The organism is Streptomyces sp. YKOK-I1 (genome assembly GCF_054660435.1).
Genome location: NZ_BAAGDR010000001.1, coordinates 5,890,266 through 5,908,963, shown reverse-complemented (window position 1 = coordinate 5,908,963; position 18,698 = coordinate 5,890,266). Strand labels below are relative to the sequence as shown.

The window sequence follows — 18,698 nt, the reverse complement described above, 5'->3', positions numbered from 1 at the left end:
ACCAAGGGAAACACCGGGTGAAGAGTGCGCCGCGGACCGCCGTCCCCGCGCGCCCGCCGCCCGGCCCTGTCGGTGCGCGCAGGTAGATTCGTTCGAGGCAACCGACGATTGCAGGAGTGATTCGCGTGGATCGTGTCGCGCTGCGCGGCCTGAAGGCCCGCGGGTACCACGGTGTGTTCCCCGAGGAACGCAGGGAGGGGCAGACCTTCGTGGTGGACCTCGTCCTGGGCCTGGACACCCGGCCGGCCGCCGCCGACGACGACCTGGCGAAGACCGTGCACTACGGCATCGTGGCGGAGGAGGTCGTGGCCGTCGTCGAGGGCGAACCGGTCAACCTCATCGAGACGCTCGCCGAGCGCATCGCCCAGGCCTGTCTGCGGCACGAAGGGGTACAAGAGGTCGAGGTCGTGGTCCACAAGCCGAACGCCCCGATCACGGTCCCCTTCGACGACGTGACCGTCACCATCACCCGGAGCCGAGTATGACCGCGTCCTTCACCGAGGGTCACAGCGACCCGACCGTTCAGCCGGTGCCCGCCTCCGTCGTCCAGCAGGTGGACGCCGCCGACACCACCCTGCACAACCCCAAACGCGCGGTGCTCTCCCTCGGCGCCAACCTCGGCAACCGCCTGGAGACCCTCCAGGGGGCCGTGGACGCCCTGGAGGACACCCCGGGCGTCCGCGTCAAGGCCGTCTCCCCGGTGTACGAGACGGAGCCGTGGGGCGTCGAGCCCGGCAGCCAGCCCTCGTACTTCAACGCGGTCGTCCTGCTGAAGACGACCCTGCCCCCGTCCTCGCTCCTGGAGCGGGCCCACGCGGTCGAGGAGGCCTTCCACCGCGTCCGGGACGAGCGCTGGGGCGCGCGCACCCTCGACGTCGACATCGTGGCGTACGCCGATGTCGTGGACGACGACCCGCGGCTCACCCTGCCGCACCCGCGCGCCCACGAACGCGCCTTCGTCCTCGCCCCCTGGCACGACGTGGACCCCGCGGCCGAGCTTCCCGGCCACGGCGCCGTCGCCGTGCTTCTCGACGCGGTCACGCGCGAGGGCGTCACCGCTCGCAAGGACCTGGAACTCCAGCTGCCCGAGTAGTCGTTAAGGTCAAGACGACCACCACGACACTCGTCCGCGGAAGGACCCGCGGAACCCGGGGGAGCTGAAGGGACACCGTGAGAGAGCTGCACATCAGGGTGCTGGCCGGCGTGTTCGTCGTGGCCGGCGTTCTGTCCTGGGCGGGCGCCCGTCTCTGGAACTCGATCGGGACCCTGCCCAGCGTCCCCCTGGCCGCCCCCATCGTCCTCGCCCTGATCGCCGTGGTCCTGCTGTCCACGGCGCTCTCGCTGCGCGCCCGGCTCAAGGCCCAGCGCGAGCGGCGCCCCGAGGCCAAGGGCGTCGACCCGCTCATGGCGGCCCGCGCGGTCGTCTTCGGCCAGGCCAGCGCCCTGGTCGCCGCCCTCGTCTCCGGTATGTACGGCGGCACCGGGGTCTTCCTCCTGGAGTCCCTCGACATCCCCGCCCGCCGCGACCAGGCCATCTACGCCGGCTTCTCGGTCCTGGCCGGCATCGCCGTCATAGCGGCCGCCCTCTTCCTGGAGCACGTCTGCAAGCTCCCGGAGGACGACGACCACGACAAGGGAGCCGCTTCCCCGGCCTGACGACCGGTCCGACGAGCCGGGCGCGCCTCAGTGCGCCATGATCAGGCTCATCGCCTCGTTGCGCGTCGCCATGTCCCGCAGCTGACCGCGCACCGCAGAGGTGATGGTCTTGGCTCCGGGCTTGCGGATGCCCCGCATGGACATGCACATGTGCTCGCACTCGACGACCACGATGACCCCGCGCGGCTCCAGGATCTCCATCAGCGAGTCCGCGATCTGCGTGGTGAGACGTTCCTGCACCTGGGGACGTCGGGCGAAGACATCCACGAGCCGGGCCAGCTTGGACAGCCCGGTGATCTTCCCCGAGGTGGACGGGATGTAGCCGACATGGGCGACACCCCGGAACGGCACGAGATGGTGCTCACAGGTCGAGAACACCTCGATGTCCTTGACCAGGACCATCTCGTCGTGCCCCAGGTCGAACGTCGTCGTCAGCACGTCCCGGGGCTTCTGCCACAGCCCCGCGAATATCTCCCGGTACGCCCGCGCCACCCGCGCCGGTGTCTCCTTCAGACCCTCACGGTCCGGGTCCTCGCCGACCGCGATCAGGAGTTCGCGTACGGCGTTCTCGGCGCGCTTCTCGTCGAACTCGCCGATGGAGCCCTCGCCGTCCAGCGTCACGGGGTCGGTCATGTGCTGCCTCGTTCCTAGATGTTCGATGTTCCCTAGATGTTCGATGTTCCTGGATGTCCTACAACACCGTATGGATTCGGCCATATGGGAATGCCGCGCCCCCCAGGCTAGAACCTGGGGGGCGCGGCATCCATTCCGGGCCTGGTGGCGGCTCCGGGAGCCGGGTCAGCTCTCGGGGCGGTCCTCCGGGGCGGGCTCGGTCACCGGGGCGGACTCCGCCGCGGTCGACTTCGCGGTGGAGATCGCGGGCGTCGCACCGTTGGCGCCGTTCGTCAGTGCCAGCTCCTTGGGGGAGAGCACCGGCGGACGGGTGGACGGAGTGCGCCGCGAGGAACCGGTCCAGGCGGGGCGCGCCGGGCGCTTGACGATGGCGGAGAAGATCTCGGCGATCTCCTCCTTGCCCAGCGTCTCCTTCTCCAGCAGCTGAAGGACCAGGTTGTCGAGGACGTCGCGGTTCTCGACCAGGATCTCCCAGGCCTCGTTGTGCGCGTTCTCGATGAGCTTCTTGACTTCCTCGTCCACCAGGGCGGCGACCTCTTCCGAGTAGTCGCGCTGGTGAGCCATCTCACGGCCGAGGAACGGCTCGGTGTTGTCGCCGCCGAACTTGATGGCACCCAGGCGCTCGGTCATGCCGTACTGGGTGACCATCGCGCGGGCGGTGGCGGTGGCCTTCTCGATGTCGTTCGCCGCGCCCGTGGTCGGGTCGTGGAACACGAGCTCCTCCGCCGCGCGGCCGCCCAGCATGTAGGCCAGCTGGTCCAGCATCTCGTTGCGCGTGGTGGAGTACTTGTCCTCGTCCGGGAGCACCATCGTGTAGCCCAGCGCACGGCCGCGGCTCAGGATCGTGATCTTGTGGACCGGGTCGGAGTTCGGGGAGGCCGCCGCGACCAGGGCGTGACCGCCCTCGTGGTACGCGGTGATCTTCTTCTCCTTGTCCGACATGATCCGGGTCCGCTTCTGCGGGCCCGCGACCACACGGTCGATCGCCTCGTCCAGCATCTGGTTGTCGATCAGCTTCTTGTCGCTGCGCGCGGTGAGGAGCGCCGCTTCGTTCAGCACGTTCGACAGGTCGGCGCCCGTGAAGCCGGGGGTCCGGCGGGCGACGGCGGCCAGATCGACGTCGGGCGCGACCGGCTTGCCCTTCTGGTGGACCTTGAGGATCTCCAGTCGGCCCTGCATGTCCGGACGGTCGACCGCGATCTGGCGGTCGAAGCGGCCGGGGCGCAGCAGCGCCGGGTCGAGGATGTCGGGCCGGTTCGTCGCGGCGATGAGGATCACACCGCCCTTGACGTCGAAGCCGTCCATCTCGACGAGGAGCTGGTTCAGGGTCTGCTCTCGCTCGTCGTGACCACCGCCGAGGCCGGCGCCGCGGTGGCGGCCGACCGCGTCGATCTCGTCGACGAAGACGATCGCCGGGGCGTTCGCCTTGGCCTGCTCGAAGAGGTCACGGACACGGGAGGCACCGACACCGACGAACATCTCGACGAAGTCGGAACCGGAGATCGAGTAGAAGGGGACGCCCGCCTCGCCGGCGACGGCGCGCGCGAGCAGGGTCTTGCCGGTGCCGGGCGGGCCGTACAGCAGCACACCCTTGGGGATCTTGGCGCCGACGGCCTGGAACTTGGCGGGCTCCTGGAGGAACTCCTTGATCTCGTGGAGTTCCTCGACGGCCTCGTCCGAGCCGGCCACGTCGGCGAACGTCGTCTTCGGCGTGTCCTTGGTGATGAGCTTCGCCTTGGACTTGCCGAAGTTCATGACGCGGGAGCCGCCGCCCTGCATCTGGTTCATCAGGAACAGGAAGACGACCACGATGAGGACGAAGGGGAGCAGGGACAGCAGGATCCCGACGAAGGCGTTCTGCTTCGTCGGAGAGACCGTGTAGCCGTCCGGGATCTGCTTGTCCTGGTACTTGGTCTGCAGCGTGTTGGCAATGGTCACGCCCTGGTCGCCGATGTAGCTCGCCTGGATCTTCGAGCTGCCCTTGACCTTCACGCCGTCTTTGAGCGTGACCTTGATGGTCTGCTCGTCACCGGTGGTGAGCTTGGCCGATTCGACCTTGTTCTCGTTGATCGCCGCCACGACTTGGCCGGTGTCCACCGTCTTGTAGCCGCCGGACGAGCCGACGACCTGCATCAACACGACCACGGCAAGGACGGCCAGCACGATCCACATGACCGGCCCACGGAAGTATCGCTTCACGTCCATCCATACGGAGCGGTGTCGCCCCGTCCCTCCTGCCATAGTGAGTTTGATAAGACAGTTCTTCTGACGGTACCCCAGCTTTGTCGCGGGAAGCCGCACGGTCCGGCTGGCGAACCCGTCTGCATGCTCCAACGGCGCGAGGGCCGCCGGGGTTCCCGTACGTCCTACGGGTCTGTGACCGGGTGGGTTCAGCCGCCGTAGACGTGGGGCGCGAGCGTACCGACGAACGGGAGGTTGCGGTACTTCTCGGCGTAGTCGAGGCCGTAGCCGACGACGAACTCGTTGGGGATGTCGAAGCCGACCCACTCGACCTCGATGGCGACCTTCGCCGCGTCCGGCTTGCGCAGCAGGGTGCAGATCTTCAGGGTCTCGGGCTCGCGCGAGCCGAGGTTGTTGATCAGCCAGGACAGGGTCAGCCCGGAGTCGATGATGTCCTCGACGATCAGGACGTGCTTGCCCTTGATGTCGGTGTCGAGGTCCTTGAGGATCCGCACCACACCGGAGGACTGGGTGCCCGCGCCGTACGACGACACGGCCATCCAGTCCATGGTGACGGGGGTGGACAGCGCCCGCGCGAGGTCGGCCATCACCATCACCGCGCCCTTGAGCACGCCGACGATCAGCAGGTCCTTGCCCTCGTACTCCGCGTCGATCTTCGCGGCCAGCTCGGCCAGCTTCGCGTCGATCTCTTCCTTGGTGATGAGCACCTGCTGGAGGTCGGCACCCATGTCTTTCGCGTCCACCCGCATCACTTTCGGTCGTCCCACCGGCCGGCCCGGACCCTCCGTGCGGAGGATCGGGAATCAGCCTTGCCGAATCACCAGTCTGCCACCCTGCCGCTGGGCCACGACCTTGCCCGGGAGATTGATGGCTCCCTGGCCGCGCCAGCCGGTGATCAGCCGGTCGACCTCCTCGATGTGCCGCGCGAAGAGGGAACCGGCCGGCGCGCCCGCCTCGATGGCGGCGCGGCGCAGGATGCGGCGGCGGACGGCGGGCGGCAGGGCGTAGAGCTTGGCGCACTCCAGGAGGCCGGCCGCGTCCCGTACGGAGTCCTCGGCGCGGCGGGCCCAGCCGTCGAGGGCGTCGGCGTCGTCGCGGGAGAGCTGGGCCGTCCGGGCGAGTGCCTCGACGACGCCCTTGCCGAGGGCCTTCTCCAGGGCGGGCAGACCCTCGTGGCGCAGCCGGGAGCGGGTGTAGGCCGGGTCGGCGTTGTGGGGGTCGTCCCAGACGGGCAGGGACTGGACCATGCACGCCTTGCGGGCGGTCTGCCGGTCGAGTTCGAGGAAGGGGCGGCGGTAACGGCCGTCGGCCCCCGAGACCGCGGCCATTCCGGACAGGGAGCGGATGCCGGAGCCGCGGGCGAGTCCGAGGAGGACCGTCTCGGCCTGGTCGTCGCGGGTGTGGCCGAGGAGGACCGCTGCGGCCCCGTGGCGTTCGCTGGCGGCGTCGAGGGCGGCGTAGCGGGCGTCGCGGGCCGCGGCCTCGGGTCCGCCGTCGCGGCCGACGGTCACGGCGGTGGACTCGACGGGGTCGAGGCCGAGTTCGCGCAGGCGCAGGACGACTTCCGCGGCACGCAGGTCGGAGCCGTGCTGGAGGCCGTGGTCGACGGTGACGCCGCCGGCGCGGATGCCGAGCCGGGGGGCCTCGAAGGCGAGTGCGGAGGCGAGCGCCATGGAGTCGGCGCCGCCGGAGCACGCCACGAGGACGAGGGGCGCGGTCGGGCGGGTGTACGGCGCCGGTACGAGGGCGCCGGTGGCCGGGCCGGCGGGCCGGTGGTCGTTGAGGATGTCGTGGAGGACGCGGCGGACCGCCAGGCGTATCGCCGCGACCGCTGGATGGGGACCCATGTCCGGTTCCCTTCAAGATGAGTTCGGGGGGTGAGCCCGAGGTCGGTCACTCAGAGTGTGTAGATGGTGACAGAACCGGGCCGCTCACCGAGCATCGCACGCCTGTCGTGGGCTCACGGTCCCTCGGACGGGTGATTGAAGGGGCGTTTGCCTGCCATGGGCCGCGTCCGGTCCACGGTGTTCCGCCGGGGCGCGCGGTACGGGGTCATGAATCGGCCTTGCGGTGCACCCGCGCCACCCAGTCCGCGGGTTTGGCGATCTCGGCCTTGGTGGGGAGCGTGTTGGGGGAGGTCCACACGCGGTTGAAGCCGTCCATGCCGACCTGGTCGACGACGGACCGCACGAAGCGTTCGCCGTCCTTGTACTGGCGGAGCTTGGCGTCCAGGCCGAGCAGTTTGCGCAGGGCGATGTCGAGGCGGGAGGCGCCCTTGGCGCGGCGCTGCTGGAACTTCTCGCGGATCTCGGAGACGGTCGGCACGACATCGGGGCCGACGCCGTCCATGACGAAGTCGGCGTGGCCCTCCAGGAGCGACATCACGGCGGTGAGGCGGGCGAGGATCTCCCGCTGGGCCGGGGTCTGCACGAGTTCGACGAGGGAGCGGCCGCCGTCGTCCTCCTCGCCCTCGGGGCGGCCGCCGGCGAGGGACTGGGCGGCCTCGCGGAAGCGCTCGAGGAAGGTCATGGGGTCGACGTCGGTCTCCCCGAGGAACGACTGGATCTCGCCCTCCAGGTGGTCGCGCAGCCAGGGCACGGCGGAGAACTGGGTGCGGTGCGTCTCCTCGTGCAGACAGACCCAGAGGCGGAAGTCGTGCGGGGCGACGTCGAGTTCGCGCTCGACGTGGACGATGTTGGGCGCGACGAGCAGCAGGCGGCCGCCGTTCTTGGCGCCGGCGGGGAGTTCGCGGGTGGCGGGGGCGAAGGTCTCGTACTGGCCGAGGACGCGGGAGGCGAGGAACGAGAGCAGCATGCCGAGTTCGACGCCGGTGACCTTGCCGCCTACGGCGCCCAGGACCGCGCCGCCCGTGGTGCCGCCGCGGCGCTCCTGCATCTTGTCCAGGAGGGGCTTGAGGATCTCGCGGAACCCGGCGACGTTGGCCCGGACCCAGCCGGGGCGGTCGACGACGAGGATCGGCGTGTCGTGGGTGTCCTCGGTGCCCATGCGGGTGAAGCCGCGGACGTGGTGCTCCGAGGCCTTGGCGTGCCGGCGCAGTTCCGCGACGACGGTCCGGGCCTCGTCCCGGCTGACCTCGGGGCCCGGCCGTACGAGCCGGGTCGCGGTCGCGACCGCGAGATTCCAGTCGACCATCCCAGCAGAAGCAGCACCACCGATGCTCGTCATGCGTCAACCGTACGTGCTCGGTCCCGGTTGGGGCAGGCCGCGAGGGGTGGATCAGGGATACGTCAGGGTCGGGCGGCTCTCATCGGCAGCCGCAGCCCGCGAGGGCCGTCGCGGCCTTGTCGAGGGCGGTCTGGGCCGCTGTCGGGTCGGTGGTGTCGGAGGTGAGCAGGGCGAAGGCGAGGAGGCGGCCGTCCTGGTCGACGACCGTGCCGGCGAGGGTGTTCACGCCGGTCAGGGTGCCGGTCTTGGCCCGTACGACACCGGCGGCGCCGTCGGCGTAGCGGGTGCTGAGGGTGCCGGTGAAGCCCGCGACGGGCAGCCCGGTGAGGACGGGGCGCAGGGCGGGGAGGGCGGGGTCCCCGGCCTTGGCGAGGAGGGCGGTGAGCAGGTTCGCGGTGAGGCGGTCCGCGCGGTCGAGCCCGCTGCCGTCCTTGAAGACGGCTCCGGTGACGGGCAGGCCGAGCTGGTCGAGCCGGGCGCGGACGGCCTTGCCGCCGCCGGCGAAGTCGGCGCGGACGCCGGTCGCGACGGCGGTCTGGCGGGCGAGGGCCTCGGCGATGTCGTTGTCGCTGTTGGTGAGCATGCGTTCGATCACCGTGGACAGCGGGGGTGAGGAGACGGTGGCGAGTGTCTGCGCGCGCGTGGTGGCCTTCGAGGGGCCGGGGGCCGAGGACTTGACGCCGGCGGCGGCCAGGAACGCGGCGAACTTGCGGGTGGCGTCGGCGGCCGGGTCGCTCACCCGGGTCACGGGTCCGCTGGTGGAGTCGTCGGTGCGGCCCTCGTCGGCGCTCAGCGCGGTGACGGGCGCGAGGTTGGGGTTGACCCCGATGGGGTGAATCTGCGTTCCGGCGAAGAGGGTCGTGTCGTACGAGAGGGTCACCCGGGTGATGCCGCGCGCCTTGAGGGACTTGGCGGTGGCCGTGGCGAGGGTGCGCAGACTGGCCCAGCCCTGGGCGTCCTCGCGGGCGGTGAGGGTGGGGTCGCCGCCGCCGACCAGGACGAGTTCCCTGGTGTCGGGTTCGAGGGCGGTGCGGGTGGTGAGGCGGTGGTCGGGGCCCATCGCGGAGAGCGCGGCGACGGCGGTGGCGATCTTGGTGGTGGAGGCCGGGGTGAGCGCCGTGTCGGCCCCGGAGCCGTACAGGCGCTTGCCGGTGGCCACGTCGACGACGGCGGCGGTGTGCCGGGCGCCGAGGGCCGGGTCGGCGAGCAGGCGGTCCAGGACGGCCTTGAGGCCGGTGGTGGTGGGCAGGGCGTCCGGGGCGGACTTCACGGTGCCTGCGGCGCCTCCGAGGCCGGTGAGGACGGCGGCGGCGCTGGGGGCGGGCTTGGGCGCCCCGGCGGCGGCGGTGGACGTACCGGACGAATCGTCCTTGCGGCCGTGATCTGCGCCACCCGTGGGTGCCAGGGCGGCTGCCCGGTCCCGCTCGGCCGTACGCTGACCGGTGCCGTCCCAGGGGCCGGCGGCGGTCACCACGCCCGCGGCCAGCGCCAGACCGGCGGTCGCCGCACCCGCGGTGTACCGCCAGGAACCGGCGTGCGGACCGGCCTTCGTGATCCGCGCGAGCTGTGGACCGGCCAGCCGCGTCAGCCGTGCGACCTGCGACGTGGCGGCCCCCGCAACGCGCGCGAGAGAGGGTCGTACGATCCCTGCGGCACGTGCCAGACGCGGTCGTACGGCGTCCGTGATCCGCACCACATGCGGTCTCGCGGCTCGCCAAGGCCTCAGCTCCGGCACGACCACCAGCCCCTTTCGCGATCACACACCGGCGTGAGGGACACTTAATCACCAGAACTATGTGCTGATCATGGAGGAGCCACCGGTGGAGTTCGACGTCACGATCGAGATCCCGAAGGGTTCGCGCAACAAGTACGAGGTGGACCACGAGACGGGTCGGATCCGCCTGGACCGTCGACTCTTCACCTCGACCGCCTACCCGACCGACTACGGCTTCGTCGAGAACACCCTCGGCGAGGACGGCGACCCGCTGGACGCGCTCGTCATCCTGGACGAGCCCACCTTCCCGGGCTGTCTGATCCGCTGCCGCGCGATCGGCATGTTCCGCATGACGGACGAGGCCGGCGGCGACGACAAGCTGCTGTGCGTCCCGGCGACGGACCCGCGCGTGGAGCACCTGCGCGACATCCACCACGTGTCGGAGTTCGACCGCCTGGAGATCCAGCACTTCTTCGAGGTCTACAAGGACCTGGAGCCCGGCAAGTCCGTCGAGGGCGCCGACTGGGTCGGCCGTACCGACGCCGAGGCCGAGATCGAGCGGTCGTACAAGCGCTTCAAGGACCAGGGCGGTCACTGACCCCGCCATCGAGGGGCCGCACGCGCATGTGTGCGGCCCTTTCGTATGTCCGTGCGCGTACTCGTGCCCATACTGAGGCACACGGAAGGCGTCGTTCAGGGAGCGTTTCGCAGTGACGGAGGCGGAGGACCGCAAGCCGCAGTCGGACGAGGCGAGGGGGTCCTACGACCCCGAGGTGACCTCCGAGTTCGCTGTCCCGGAAGGGGTGGAGGTGCCGCCCGCCCCGGAGGCGGAGGGCTCGGCGTTCAGCCGGCCGAGCACGTACAGCGCGCGCAGCGCTCCGCCCGCGTTCACGCCCCCCGGCGGGGTGCCGGTGGTGAGCCTGACCAAGGACGTGCCCTGGCAGGACCGGATGCGCACGATGCTGCGGATGCCGGTGACGGAGCGGCCCGCGCCGGAGCCGGTCGGGAAGGCGGAGGAGGGCGGTCCGGCCGTCCCGCGCGTGCTCGACCTGACGCTGCGCATCGGCGAGCTGCTGCTGGCGGGCGGGGAGGGCGCGGAGGACGTGGAGGCCGCGATGTTCGCGGTGTGCCGCTCCTACGGCCTGGACCGCTGCGAGCCGACGGTCACCTTCACGCTGCTGTCGATCTCGTACCAGCCCTCGCTGGTGGAGGACCCGGTCACGGCGTCCCGGACGGTGCGCCGCCGGGGTACCGACTACACCCGGCTGGCGGCCGTGTTCCGGCTCGTGGACGATCTGAGCGACCCGGAGACCCATGTCTCGCTGGAGGAGGCCTACCGGCGGCTCGCGGCGATCCGGCGCAACCGGCACCCGTATCCGACCTGGGTGCTGACCGGGGCGAGCGGGCTGCTCGCGGGGGCGGCCTCGGTGCTGGTCGGCGGTGACGCCGTGGTGTTCGTGGCGGCGCTGCTGGGCGCGATGCTCGGCGACCGGCTGGCCTGGCTGTGCGCGGGGCGCGGGCTGCCGGAGTTCTACCAGTTCCTGGTCGCCGCGATGCCGTCGGTCGCGATGGGCATCGTGCTGACGCTGACACACGTCGACGTGAAGGCGTCCGCGGTCATCACCGGCGGGCTGTTCGCGCTGCTGCCGGGGCGGGCGCTGGTGGCGGGCGTCCAGGACGGGCTGACCGGCTTCTACATCACCGCCGCGGCCCGCCTGCTGGAGGTCATGTACCTGTTCGTGGGCATCGTCGTCGGGGTGCTGGTGATGCTCTACGTCGGCGTCCAGCTCGGCGCCCGGCTCAACCCGGACGCGGTCCTGGGCGGCAGCGACCGGCCGCTGTGGCAGATCGGCTCCTCGATGCTGCTCTCGCTCACCTTCGCCGTCCTGCTCCAGCAGGAACGATCCACCGTGCTGGCCGTCACCCTGAACGGGGGCGTGGCCTGGTGTGTGTACGGCGCCATGCACTCCACCGGCGAGATCTCGCCCGTGGCCTCCACAGCCGTCGCGGCGGGCGTGGTCGGCCTGTTCGGGCAGCTTCTCGCGCGGTACCGGTTCGCCTCCGCGCTGCCGTACACCACCGCGGCGATCGGGCCCCTGCTGCCGGGGTCGGCCGTCTACTTCGGGCTGCTGGCGATCGCGCAGAACGAGGTGGACACGGGGCTCGCCTCCCTGACCAAGGCGGCGGCGCTGGCCATGGCGATCGCCATCGGGGTGAACCTGGGTGCGGAGGTGTCCCGGCTGTTCCTGCGGATCGGCTCCGCCGAGAAGCGCCGGGCCGCCAAGCGGACGCGGGGGTTCTAGTGCCGGGGCCTCCTCACTCGGTGCGTCCGGCACGTGTGCGGGTGCGGGTGTGGTGTGGCTTGTCGCGCCCACGCGGCGGAGCCGCATATCGATACAGCCCCGCGCCCCTTTCGGGGCGCTGTCAGTAGCCCTGGTTCTGGTTGTGCGGGTACTGCTGCTGGTACGGCTGCTGCTGGCCGCCGTAGTAGTCGTTGCCGTACGGCTGGGGCTGGGCGTAGTAGTCGTTCTGCTGGGGCGGCTGGGGGTCGATGCGGCGGAGCTGGGTCGTCGCGTCGTCCATGACCGGGTACTGCTGCTGCGGCGCGGCCGGCTGGGGCGGGTTCTTCTTGGCCTGGGAGCGGGCCCTCAGGAACTCGATGGCGATCGGGATCACCGAGAGGAGGACGATCAGGATGAGCATCGCCTCGATGTTCTTCTTGACGAACTCGATGTTGCCGAGCCAGGAGCCGAGGAGGGTCACGCCCGCGCCCCACAGGACGCCGCCGATGATGTTGAAGACCAGGAACGAGCGGTACTTCATGCCGCTGACGCCGGCGATGATCGGCGTGAACGTCCGCACGATGGGCACGAAACGGGCCAGGATCAGGGACTTCGGGCCGTGCTTCTCGAAGAACTCGTGCGCCTTGGTGACGTTCTCCTGCTTGAACAGACGGGAGTCCGGGCGGCTGAAGAGGGAAGGGCCCACCTTCTTGCCGAACATGTAGCCCGCCTGGTCGCCCAGGATCGCGGCGACGCAGATCAGCGCGATCGCGGCCCACAGCGGGAAGTCCAGCTGGTTCGAGGTGATCAGCAGGCCGGCCGTGAACAGCAGCGAGTCACCCGGCAGGAAGAACCCGATGAGCAGACCGGACTCCGCGAAGACGATGAGCAGCAGACCCCAGATGCCGAAGTTGTCGAGCAGGGTGTTGGGGTCCAGCCAGCTCGGTCCGAGGGCAAGGGTCGTCACGGTTCCGGGCTCCTGAGGGGTGAGGGCGGTCGGTGCGGCGGCGGGACCGCCCCAAACTATCAACGCAGCGCCACAGGACCAGGTTCCCAGGGCTTCTCCCAGGATGCACTGTGCCCCTCCCCGGTCAAAGCTGTGAACATGGGCATCGATGATTTCGGCGGCGGCCAGGGGCCCGAGCCGGACGTACTGGTCGTCACCACCAACGATGTGCCCGGGTTCCGGGTGCAGGAGGTCCTCGGCGAGGTCTTCGGCCTGACCGTGCGCTCACGGCACCTCGGCAGCCAGATCGGCGCCGGCCTGAAGTCGATGATCGGCGGTGAGCTCAAGGGGCTGACCAAGACCCTGGTGCAGACCCGCAACCAGGCCATGGAGCGGCTCGTCGAGCAGGCACGCGCGCGGGGCGCCAACGCCGTGCTGATGTTCCGCTTCGACGTGACCGAGGCGGCGGACGTGGGCACCGAGGTGTGCGCGTACGGGACCGCGGTGGTCCTGGCCCGGGACTGAGCCCCGGGCCGGGGCGGGCGTCAGCCGTTCGGGCCCCCTCGGTCCGCGTTCGCCCGGATGGCCTCCTCCAGGTGCTCGGCGAGACCGGGCCGCAGGGAGTCGTAGAACGCCTTGAAGCGCTCGTCGGAGACGTACATCTCCCCCAGGCCGCGGTGCATCGCGTACGGGCAGTCGAAGTACCAGGTGCCGATGTGGCGCCGGTGCTCCTCGGCCAGGTCCATGGCCGCCTCCCCGGTGGGCGGCTCCCCGGCGGCCATCAGGGCGGCGTACCGCTCGTTCCAGGCGTCGACCTCGGCCTGGATGCGTTTCCAGTCGTCCTTGGTGTAGCGGGCGGCGCGGCGCCGGGACTCGGCGTAGGTCTCGGTGCCGCCCCAGCGGGCCTCCGCCTCCTCGGCGTACTGCTCGGGGTCCTTGTCGCCGAAGACCTCGAACTTCTCCTCGGGTGTCAGGTTGATGCCCATTGTGCGTGCCTCCATGGCGTGTTCGACGGCCGCCGCCATCTTCTGGAGCTTCTCGATCCGGGCGGTCAGCAGGGCGTGCTGCCGGCGCAGATGCGCGCGCGGGTCCGCGGCCGGGTCGTCGAGCAGGGCGGCGACCTCTTCGAGCGGGAAGCCGAGTTCGCGGTAGAACAGGATCTGCTGGAGCCGGTCGAGGTCGCTGTCGTCGTAGCGCCGGTGGCCCGCGTGGCTGCGGTCGCCCGGCACGAGCAGGCCGATCTCGTCGTAGTGGTGCAGGGTGCGCACCGTGACGCCGGCGAATCCGGCGACCTGTCCTACGGAGTAGCTCACGTCCTCCGCTCCTTCCGTGTGCGTCCGTACGGGGTCCACGGTGGGTCCTCACGTGGCGTGAGGTGCAAGCCCGGGGCACGGGGGCCGGGCGGGCGTCCCGTCACAGACTGTCACCCGTCCGGATGTCACGTCCGTTTCGTCCGCTTATTGTGGGCCCGTGGGCCCGTGGGCCCGTGGGCCCGTGGCTCGCCCCGGGCCGCCGAGGCCCCGCCCAGGCGCCGCCGTCCGGTGCTGACGGAACTCCGGTCCGCCGCCACCCGTTCGACCTTTCAGGAGGCCCCCATGGCGTTGCACAAAGGTCCCGAGAAGCCCGACGAGCGCCCGCTGTCCCTGAACCCCTTCTACGGCGAGGCCAATCCGGTCAGCGGTATGACCGAGGCCCCGCCCAAGCACCGGCTGCCCGACAACCCCCTGGCGCCGATGGCGGCGTACCAGCTGGTCCACGACGAGCTGATGCTGGACGGCAACTCCCGGCTCAACCTGGCGACCTTCGTCACCACCTGGATGGAGCCGCAGGCCGGGGTGCTGATGGCGGAGTGCCGCGACAAGAACATGATCGACAAGGACGAGTACCCGCGCACCGCCGAGCTGGAGCGGCGCTGTGTGGCGATGCTCGCCGACCTGTGGAACGCGCCGGACCCGTCCGCGGCCGTGGGCTGTTCGACGACCGGGTCCAGCGAGGCGTGCATGCTGGCCGGGATGGCGCTCAAGCGCCGCTGGAGCAAGCGCCATCCGGACTCCGGGGCCCGGCCGAACCTGGTGATGGGTGTCAACGTCCAGGTGTGCTGGGAGAAGTTCTGCAACTTCTGGGAGGTCGAGCCCCGGCTGATCCCCATGGAGGGCGAGCGCTACCACCTCGACCCACAGGCCGCCGCCGACCGCTGCGACGAGAACACCATCGGGGTCGTCGGCATCCTGGGCTCCACCTTCGACGGGTCCTACGAGCCCATCGCCGAGCTGTGCGCGGCCCTGGACGCCCTCCAGGAGCGCACCGGCCTCGACGTCCCGGTGCATGTGGACGGCGCGTCCGGCGCGATGGTCGCGCCCTTCCTCGACGAGGACCTCGTGTGGGACTTCCGCCTCCCGCGCGTGGCGTCGATCAACACCTCCGGACACAAGTACGGGCTGGTGTACCCCGGGGTCGGCTGGGCGCTGTGGCGCGACAAGGAGGCGCTGCCCGAGGAACTGGTGTTCCGGGTCAACTACCTGGGCGGCGACATGCCGACGTTCGCGCTGAACTTCTCCCGGCCCGGCGCCCAGGTGGTCGCCCAGTACTACACGCTGGTGCGGCTCGGCCGCGAAGGCTTCAGGACCGTGCAGCAGACCACCCGGGACGTGGCCCGGGGCATCGCCGACAAGGTGGAGGCCCTCGGCGACTTCCGGCTGCTCACCCGGGGCGACGAGCTGCCCGTCTTCGCCTTCACGACCGCGCCGGACATCACGTCGTACGACGTGTTCGACGTGTCGCGGCGGATGCGGGAGAGCGGCTGGCTGCTCCCGGCGTACACCTTCCCGCCGAACCGGGAGGACCTGTCCGTGCTGCGGGTGGTGTGCCGCAACGGCTTCTCGGAGGACCTCGCGGACCTGTTCGTGGAGGACCTCACCCGGCTGCTGCCGGAGCTGCGCCGCCAGTCGGGCCCGCTGGACCGCGACAAGACCGCGGCGACCAGCTTCCACCACTAGGGCGTGTCCGGTACGCCCTCGCCCGCGAAGGTGTAGGCGCCGGTCTCGATGCGGTCGATCAGGCCGTGGGTCCACTCGGCCTCCGCGTCGGCCGTGTGGACCCAGAGGTTCATGATCTCGCCGATGTGGCCGAGCTGCTGGGGGCCGCCCGCGGGGTCGTAGTGCTCGACGACCGCGGAGCGCCACCGTTCGATGCGGCGGATCCGCTCCTTGAGGAGGGTCACGGCCTCGGCGCGGGGCAGGTCGACGACGAAGCCGATGGCCGCCGACTTGACGTCGGTCTTCTGGTCGTAGGAGGTCAGCGCCTCGCGCAGCAGACGGAAGTACTCCTCGGTGCCCGCCTCGGTGATCTCGTACTCGGTGCGGGGCGGGCCGCCGGCCGTGGAGGGGGCCGTCTCGTGCTCGTGCAGCAGCCCCTGTTTCGCCAGTTGCCGCAGGGCGTGGTAGATCGAGCCCGGCTTGGCGTTGGACCACTCGTGGGCACCCCAGTACTCCAAGTCGCCGCGGACCTGGTAGCCGTGGGCCCGCCCGTGCAGGCGCACCGCGCCCAGCACGAGAAGACGGATCGCTGACATGGGCCCCAGGTTATGACCCGGGGCCCAGGGACCGGCACTCGGCTCGGACCGGCGTCCGGCTCAGAAGGGGAAGCGGCTGCGGCCGTGCTGCACCGAGATCCACTTGGTGGTGGTGAAGGCCTCCAGGGTCGTCTCGCCGTTGAGGCGGCCGACGCCGGAGCTCTTCTCACCGCCGAAGGGCACGATCGGCTCGTCGTGGACGGTGCCGTCGTTCACATGGAACATGCCGCTGTCGACCTGCTTGGCGAAGGCGACGCCCCGCTCGACGTTCCCGGTGTGGACCGCGCCGCTGAGGCCGTACGGGGTGTCGTTGACCAGGCGCAGCGCCTCCTCCTCGCCGTCGAAGGGGACGAGGAAGGCGACGGGGCCGAAGACCTCCTGCTGCAGCAGGGCGGAACCGGCGGGGATGCCGGTCAGGACGGACGGCTGGACGAGGTTGCCCTCGGTCGTGCCGTGCAGCAGCGCCGTCGCGCCCTCGGCGAGCGCCTGCTCGACGACCGAGGTGAGCGACTCCGCCTGCTGGGAGTTGATCACCGGGCCGATGACGGTCTCCGGGTCGCGCGGGTCGCCGGCCTTGAGGCCGCGCACCTTGGCGACGAACTTCTCGGTGAACTCGTCGGCGAGGGAACGGTCGACCAGGACACGGTTGGCGGCCATGCAGACCTGGCCCTGGTGGACGTAGCGGCTGAAGACCGCCGCGTCGACGGCGTAGTCGACGTCCGCGTCGTCGAGGACCACGATCGCGCTGTTGCCGCCCAGTTCGAGGACGGAGCGCTTGAAGTGCGCGGCGCAGACGGTGGCCACGTGGCGGCCGACCTTGTCGGAGCCGGTGAAGGAGATCACGCGCGGGATCGGGTGCTCGATGAACGCGTCGCCGATCTCGGCGATGTCGGTGACGACGACGTTCAGCAGACCGGCGGGCAGCCCGGCGTCCTCGAACAGCTTGGCGACCAGGGTGCCGCCGACGATCGGGGTGTTCTGGTGCGGCTTGAGCACCACGGCGTTGCCGACCGCCAGGGCCGGGGCGACCGACTTCACGGACAGCAGGAACGGGAAGTTGAAGGGGCTGATGACGCCCACGACGCCGACCGGCACCCGGTAGAGGCGGTTCTCCTTGCCGTCGACCGGCGACGGGATGATCTTGCCCTCCGGGCGCAGCGCCAGACTGACCGATTCCCGCAGGAACTCCTTGACGAGGTGGAGTTCGAAGGCGGCCTTCAGTCGGGTGCCGCCCAGCTCGGCGATGATGACGTCCGCGATCTCCTGCTCGCGCTCCTCGACCAGCCGCAGCGCCTTCTCGAATATCGCGCGGCGGGCGTAGGCGTTGGTCTCGGCCCACTCCTTCTGGGCGCGGGCGGCGGCGCGGTAGGCCTCGTCGACCTCGTCGACGGTGGCGATGGTGATCGAGGCGAGCTTCTCGCCGTCGTAGGGGTTGAAGTCGATGATGTCCCAGGACCCCGTCCCTGGACGCCACTTACCGTCGATGTACTGCTGCGCCAGGTCCGTGAAGTAGGACGACATGTGATCCCTCAATCCCCTGCTGCGATCGACGTCACGATCTGATCACACGTCATCGTACGTGTGTTTCAAAGGGGTTGGGACGTTCCCCGGCTTCTCGAGGGGAAACCCTCAGGCACCGGTCCTACGACAGCTGGATCAGGCCACGCAGCAGGTCCCGGCTCTCGTCGGGTCCGGGGCTGTCCTGCTGGAGCTCCTTCAGCGCGTGCTCGTACTGGGCGACGTCCTCCTGCTTGTCGAGATAGAGGGCGCTGGTGAGCTGCTCCAGGTAGACGACCTCCTTCAGGTCCGACTCCGGGAAGCCGAGGATGGTGAAGGAGCCGGACTCGCCGGAGTGCCCGCCGAAGCTGAACGGCATGATCTGGAGCCGTACGTTGGGCCGCTCGGAGATCTCGATCAGATGCTGGAGCTGACCGCGCATCACCTCGCGGTCGCCGTAGGGCCGGCGCAGGGCGGCCTCGTCGAGGACGATGTGGAAGTCGGGGGCGTTCTCGGCGACCAGGTACTTCTGCCGCTCCAGGCGCAGCGCCACGCGCCGGTCGATGTCGGCGGCGCTCGCGCCCTTCATACCGCGGGAGACGACCGCGTGGGCGTAGGCCTCGGTCTGGAGCAGACCGTGCACGAACTGCACCTCGTAGACGCGGATCAGCGAGGCCGCGCCCTCCAGGCCGACGTAGGTGGGGAACCAGTTGGGCAGGACGTCCGAGTAACTGTGCCACCAGCCCGCCACATTGGCCTCGCGGGCGAGTCCGACCAGGGCCTGGCGCTCCATGTCGTCGGTGATGCCGTACAGCGTCAGCAGGTCCTCGACGTCGCGGGTCTTGAAGCTCACCCGGCCGAGTTCCATCCGGCTGATCTTCGATTCCGACGCCCGGATGTGGTAGCCCGCCGCCTCCCGCGTGATCCCGCGTGCCTCACGCAGTCGCCGTAGTTGCGAGCCGAGCAGCATCCGCCGCACCACCGATCCGGGCTCTCCCGCGCTCACGTTCG

General features: G+C 70.4%; 18 protein-coding genes. 7 read left to right on the top strand and 11 right to left on the bottom strand.

Annotated features, from left to right (window positions below; all coding sequences use genetic code 11):
* The first annotated feature begins 125 nt into the window (after positions 1-125).
* The 3 genes from folB (at position 126) to ACYQ8Q_RS26145 (ending at position 1,656) form a co-directional block, all read left to right on the top strand.
* The gene (folB, locus tag ACYQ8Q_RS26155; RefSeq protein WP_460068256.1) at positions 126-485 is read left to right on the top strand and encodes a dihydroneopterin aldolase; all 360 of its coding nucleotides are present in this window, start codon (positions 126-128) and stop codon (positions 483-485) included.
* Complete coding sequence (gene folK / locus ACYQ8Q_RS26150; protein WP_460068254.1) at positions 482-1,093, top strand: 2-amino-4-hydroxy-6-hydroxymethyldihydropteridine diphosphokinase; 612 nt, start codon at positions 482-484, stop codon at positions 1,091-1,093. Before folB ends, folK begins: the two co-directional genes overlap by 4 nt.
* A 77-nt stretch (positions 1,094-1,170) precedes the next feature.
* Positions 1,171-1,656, top strand: a complete 486-nt coding sequence (locus tag ACYQ8Q_RS26145; protein ID WP_460068253.1) for a DUF3180 domain-containing protein — start codon at positions 1,171-1,173, stop codon at positions 1,654-1,656.
* 27 nt (positions 1,657-1,683) lie between these two features.
* Here the strand turns inward: ACYQ8Q_RS26145 and folE are convergent, their stop codons facing one another.
* From folE to dacB, 6 genes are all read right to left on the bottom strand, one after another.
* A complete protein-coding gene (gene folE, locus ACYQ8Q_RS26140) occupies positions 1,684-2,289 on the bottom strand; it encodes a GTP cyclohydrolase I FolE (protein WP_460068251.1) in 606 nt (201 codons plus the stop codon).
* Positions 2,290-2,454: 165 nt separating this feature from the next.
* The gene (gene ftsH, locus ACYQ8Q_RS26135) at positions 2,455-4,494 is read right to left on the bottom strand and encodes an ATP-dependent zinc metalloprotease FtsH (RefSeq protein ID WP_460068250.1); all 2,040 of its coding nucleotides are present in this window, start codon (positions 4,492-4,494) and stop codon (positions 2,455-2,457) included.
* A 185-nt stretch (positions 4,495-4,679) separates the two neighbouring features.
* Positions 4,680-5,240: a hypoxanthine phosphoribosyltransferase gene (gene hpt / locus ACYQ8Q_RS26130; RefSeq protein WP_358996210.1), complete on the bottom strand. Its 561-nt coding sequence runs from the start codon at positions 5,238-5,240 to the stop codon at positions 4,680-4,682.
* A gap of 54 nt (positions 5,241-5,294) precedes the next feature.
* On the bottom strand, positions 5,295-6,338 hold the full coding sequence (gene tilS / locus ACYQ8Q_RS26125; protein WP_460068248.1) for a tRNA lysidine(34) synthetase TilS: 1,044 nt from the start codon (positions 6,336-6,338) through the stop codon (positions 5,295-5,297).
* 205 nt (positions 6,339-6,543) lie between these two features.
* Positions 6,544-7,677, bottom strand: coding sequence for a zinc-dependent metalloprotease (locus ACYQ8Q_RS26120; protein WP_460068246.1), 1,134 nt, complete (start codon positions 7,675-7,677; stop codon positions 6,544-6,546).
* 79 nt (positions 7,678-7,756) lie between these two features.
* A complete protein-coding gene (gene dacB / locus ACYQ8Q_RS26115) occupies positions 7,757-9,373 on the bottom strand; it encodes a D-alanyl-D-alanine carboxypeptidase/D-alanyl-D-alanine endopeptidase (RefSeq protein ID WP_460073492.1) in 1,617 nt (538 codons plus the stop codon).
* A 124-nt stretch (positions 9,374-9,497) separates the two neighbouring features.
* Between dacB and ACYQ8Q_RS26110 the strand changes: the two genes are divergently transcribed.
* Complete coding sequence (locus ACYQ8Q_RS26110) at positions 9,498-9,989, top strand: inorganic diphosphatase (RefSeq protein WP_055637912.1); 492 nt, start codon at positions 9,498-9,500, stop codon at positions 9,987-9,989.
* 112 nt (positions 9,990-10,101) lie between these two features.
* Positions 10,102-11,694 carry a threonine/serine exporter family protein gene (locus ACYQ8Q_RS26105; RefSeq protein WP_460068243.1) on the top strand — a complete coding sequence of 531 codons (1,593 nt, stop codon included), beginning with the start codon at positions 10,102-10,104 and terminating at the stop codon, positions 11,692-11,694.
* Positions 11,695-11,815: 121 nt separating this feature from the next.
* Here ACYQ8Q_RS26105 and ACYQ8Q_RS26100 read toward each other — a convergent pair whose 3' ends face one another.
* Positions 11,816-12,640 carry a DedA family protein gene (locus tag ACYQ8Q_RS26100; RefSeq protein WP_460068241.1) on the bottom strand — a complete coding sequence of 275 codons (825 nt, stop codon included), beginning with the start codon at positions 12,638-12,640 and terminating at the stop codon, positions 11,816-11,818.
* A gap of 138 nt (positions 12,641-12,778) precedes the next feature.
* Here ACYQ8Q_RS26100 and ACYQ8Q_RS26095 point away from each other — a divergent pair, with 138 nt between their 5' ends.
* Entirely contained in the window at positions 12,779-13,144 is a 366-nt protein-coding gene (locus ACYQ8Q_RS26095; protein ID WP_460068240.1) for a YbjQ family protein, read from the top strand.
* Positions 13,145-13,164: 20 nt separating this feature from the next.
* Here the strand turns inward: ACYQ8Q_RS26095 and ACYQ8Q_RS26090 are convergent, their stop codons facing one another.
* Positions 13,165-13,932, bottom strand: a complete 768-nt coding sequence (locus ACYQ8Q_RS26090) for a MerR family transcriptional regulator (protein WP_460068238.1) — start codon at positions 13,930-13,932, stop codon at positions 13,165-13,167.
* Positions 13,933-14,214: 282 nt separating this feature from the next.
* Between ACYQ8Q_RS26090 and ACYQ8Q_RS26085 the strand changes: the two genes are divergently transcribed.
* On the top strand, positions 14,215-15,615 hold the full coding sequence (locus tag ACYQ8Q_RS26085; RefSeq protein ID WP_460068236.1) for a glutamate decarboxylase: 1,401 nt from the start codon (positions 14,215-14,217) through the stop codon (positions 15,613-15,615).
* Here the strand turns inward: ACYQ8Q_RS26085 and ACYQ8Q_RS26080 are convergent.
* The 3 genes from ACYQ8Q_RS26080 to ACYQ8Q_RS26070 form a co-directional block, all read right to left on the bottom strand.
* Positions 15,612-16,190: a PadR family transcriptional regulator gene (locus tag ACYQ8Q_RS26080; RefSeq protein WP_460068235.1), complete on the bottom strand. Its 579-nt coding sequence runs from the start codon at positions 16,188-16,190 to the stop codon at positions 15,612-15,614. The genes ACYQ8Q_RS26085 and ACYQ8Q_RS26080 overlap by 4 nt on opposite strands.
* A gap of 60 nt (positions 16,191-16,250) precedes the next feature.
* Complete coding sequence (locus ACYQ8Q_RS26075; protein WP_460068233.1) at positions 16,251-17,711, bottom strand: aldehyde dehydrogenase family protein; 1,461 nt, start codon at positions 17,709-17,711, stop codon at positions 16,251-16,253.
* Between the two features lie 121 nt (positions 17,712-17,832).
* Positions 17,833-18,657, bottom strand: a complete 825-nt coding sequence (locus ACYQ8Q_RS26070) for a helix-turn-helix domain-containing protein (protein WP_460073491.1) — start codon at positions 18,655-18,657, stop codon at positions 17,833-17,835.
* Positions 18,658-18,698 lie beyond the last annotated feature (41 nt).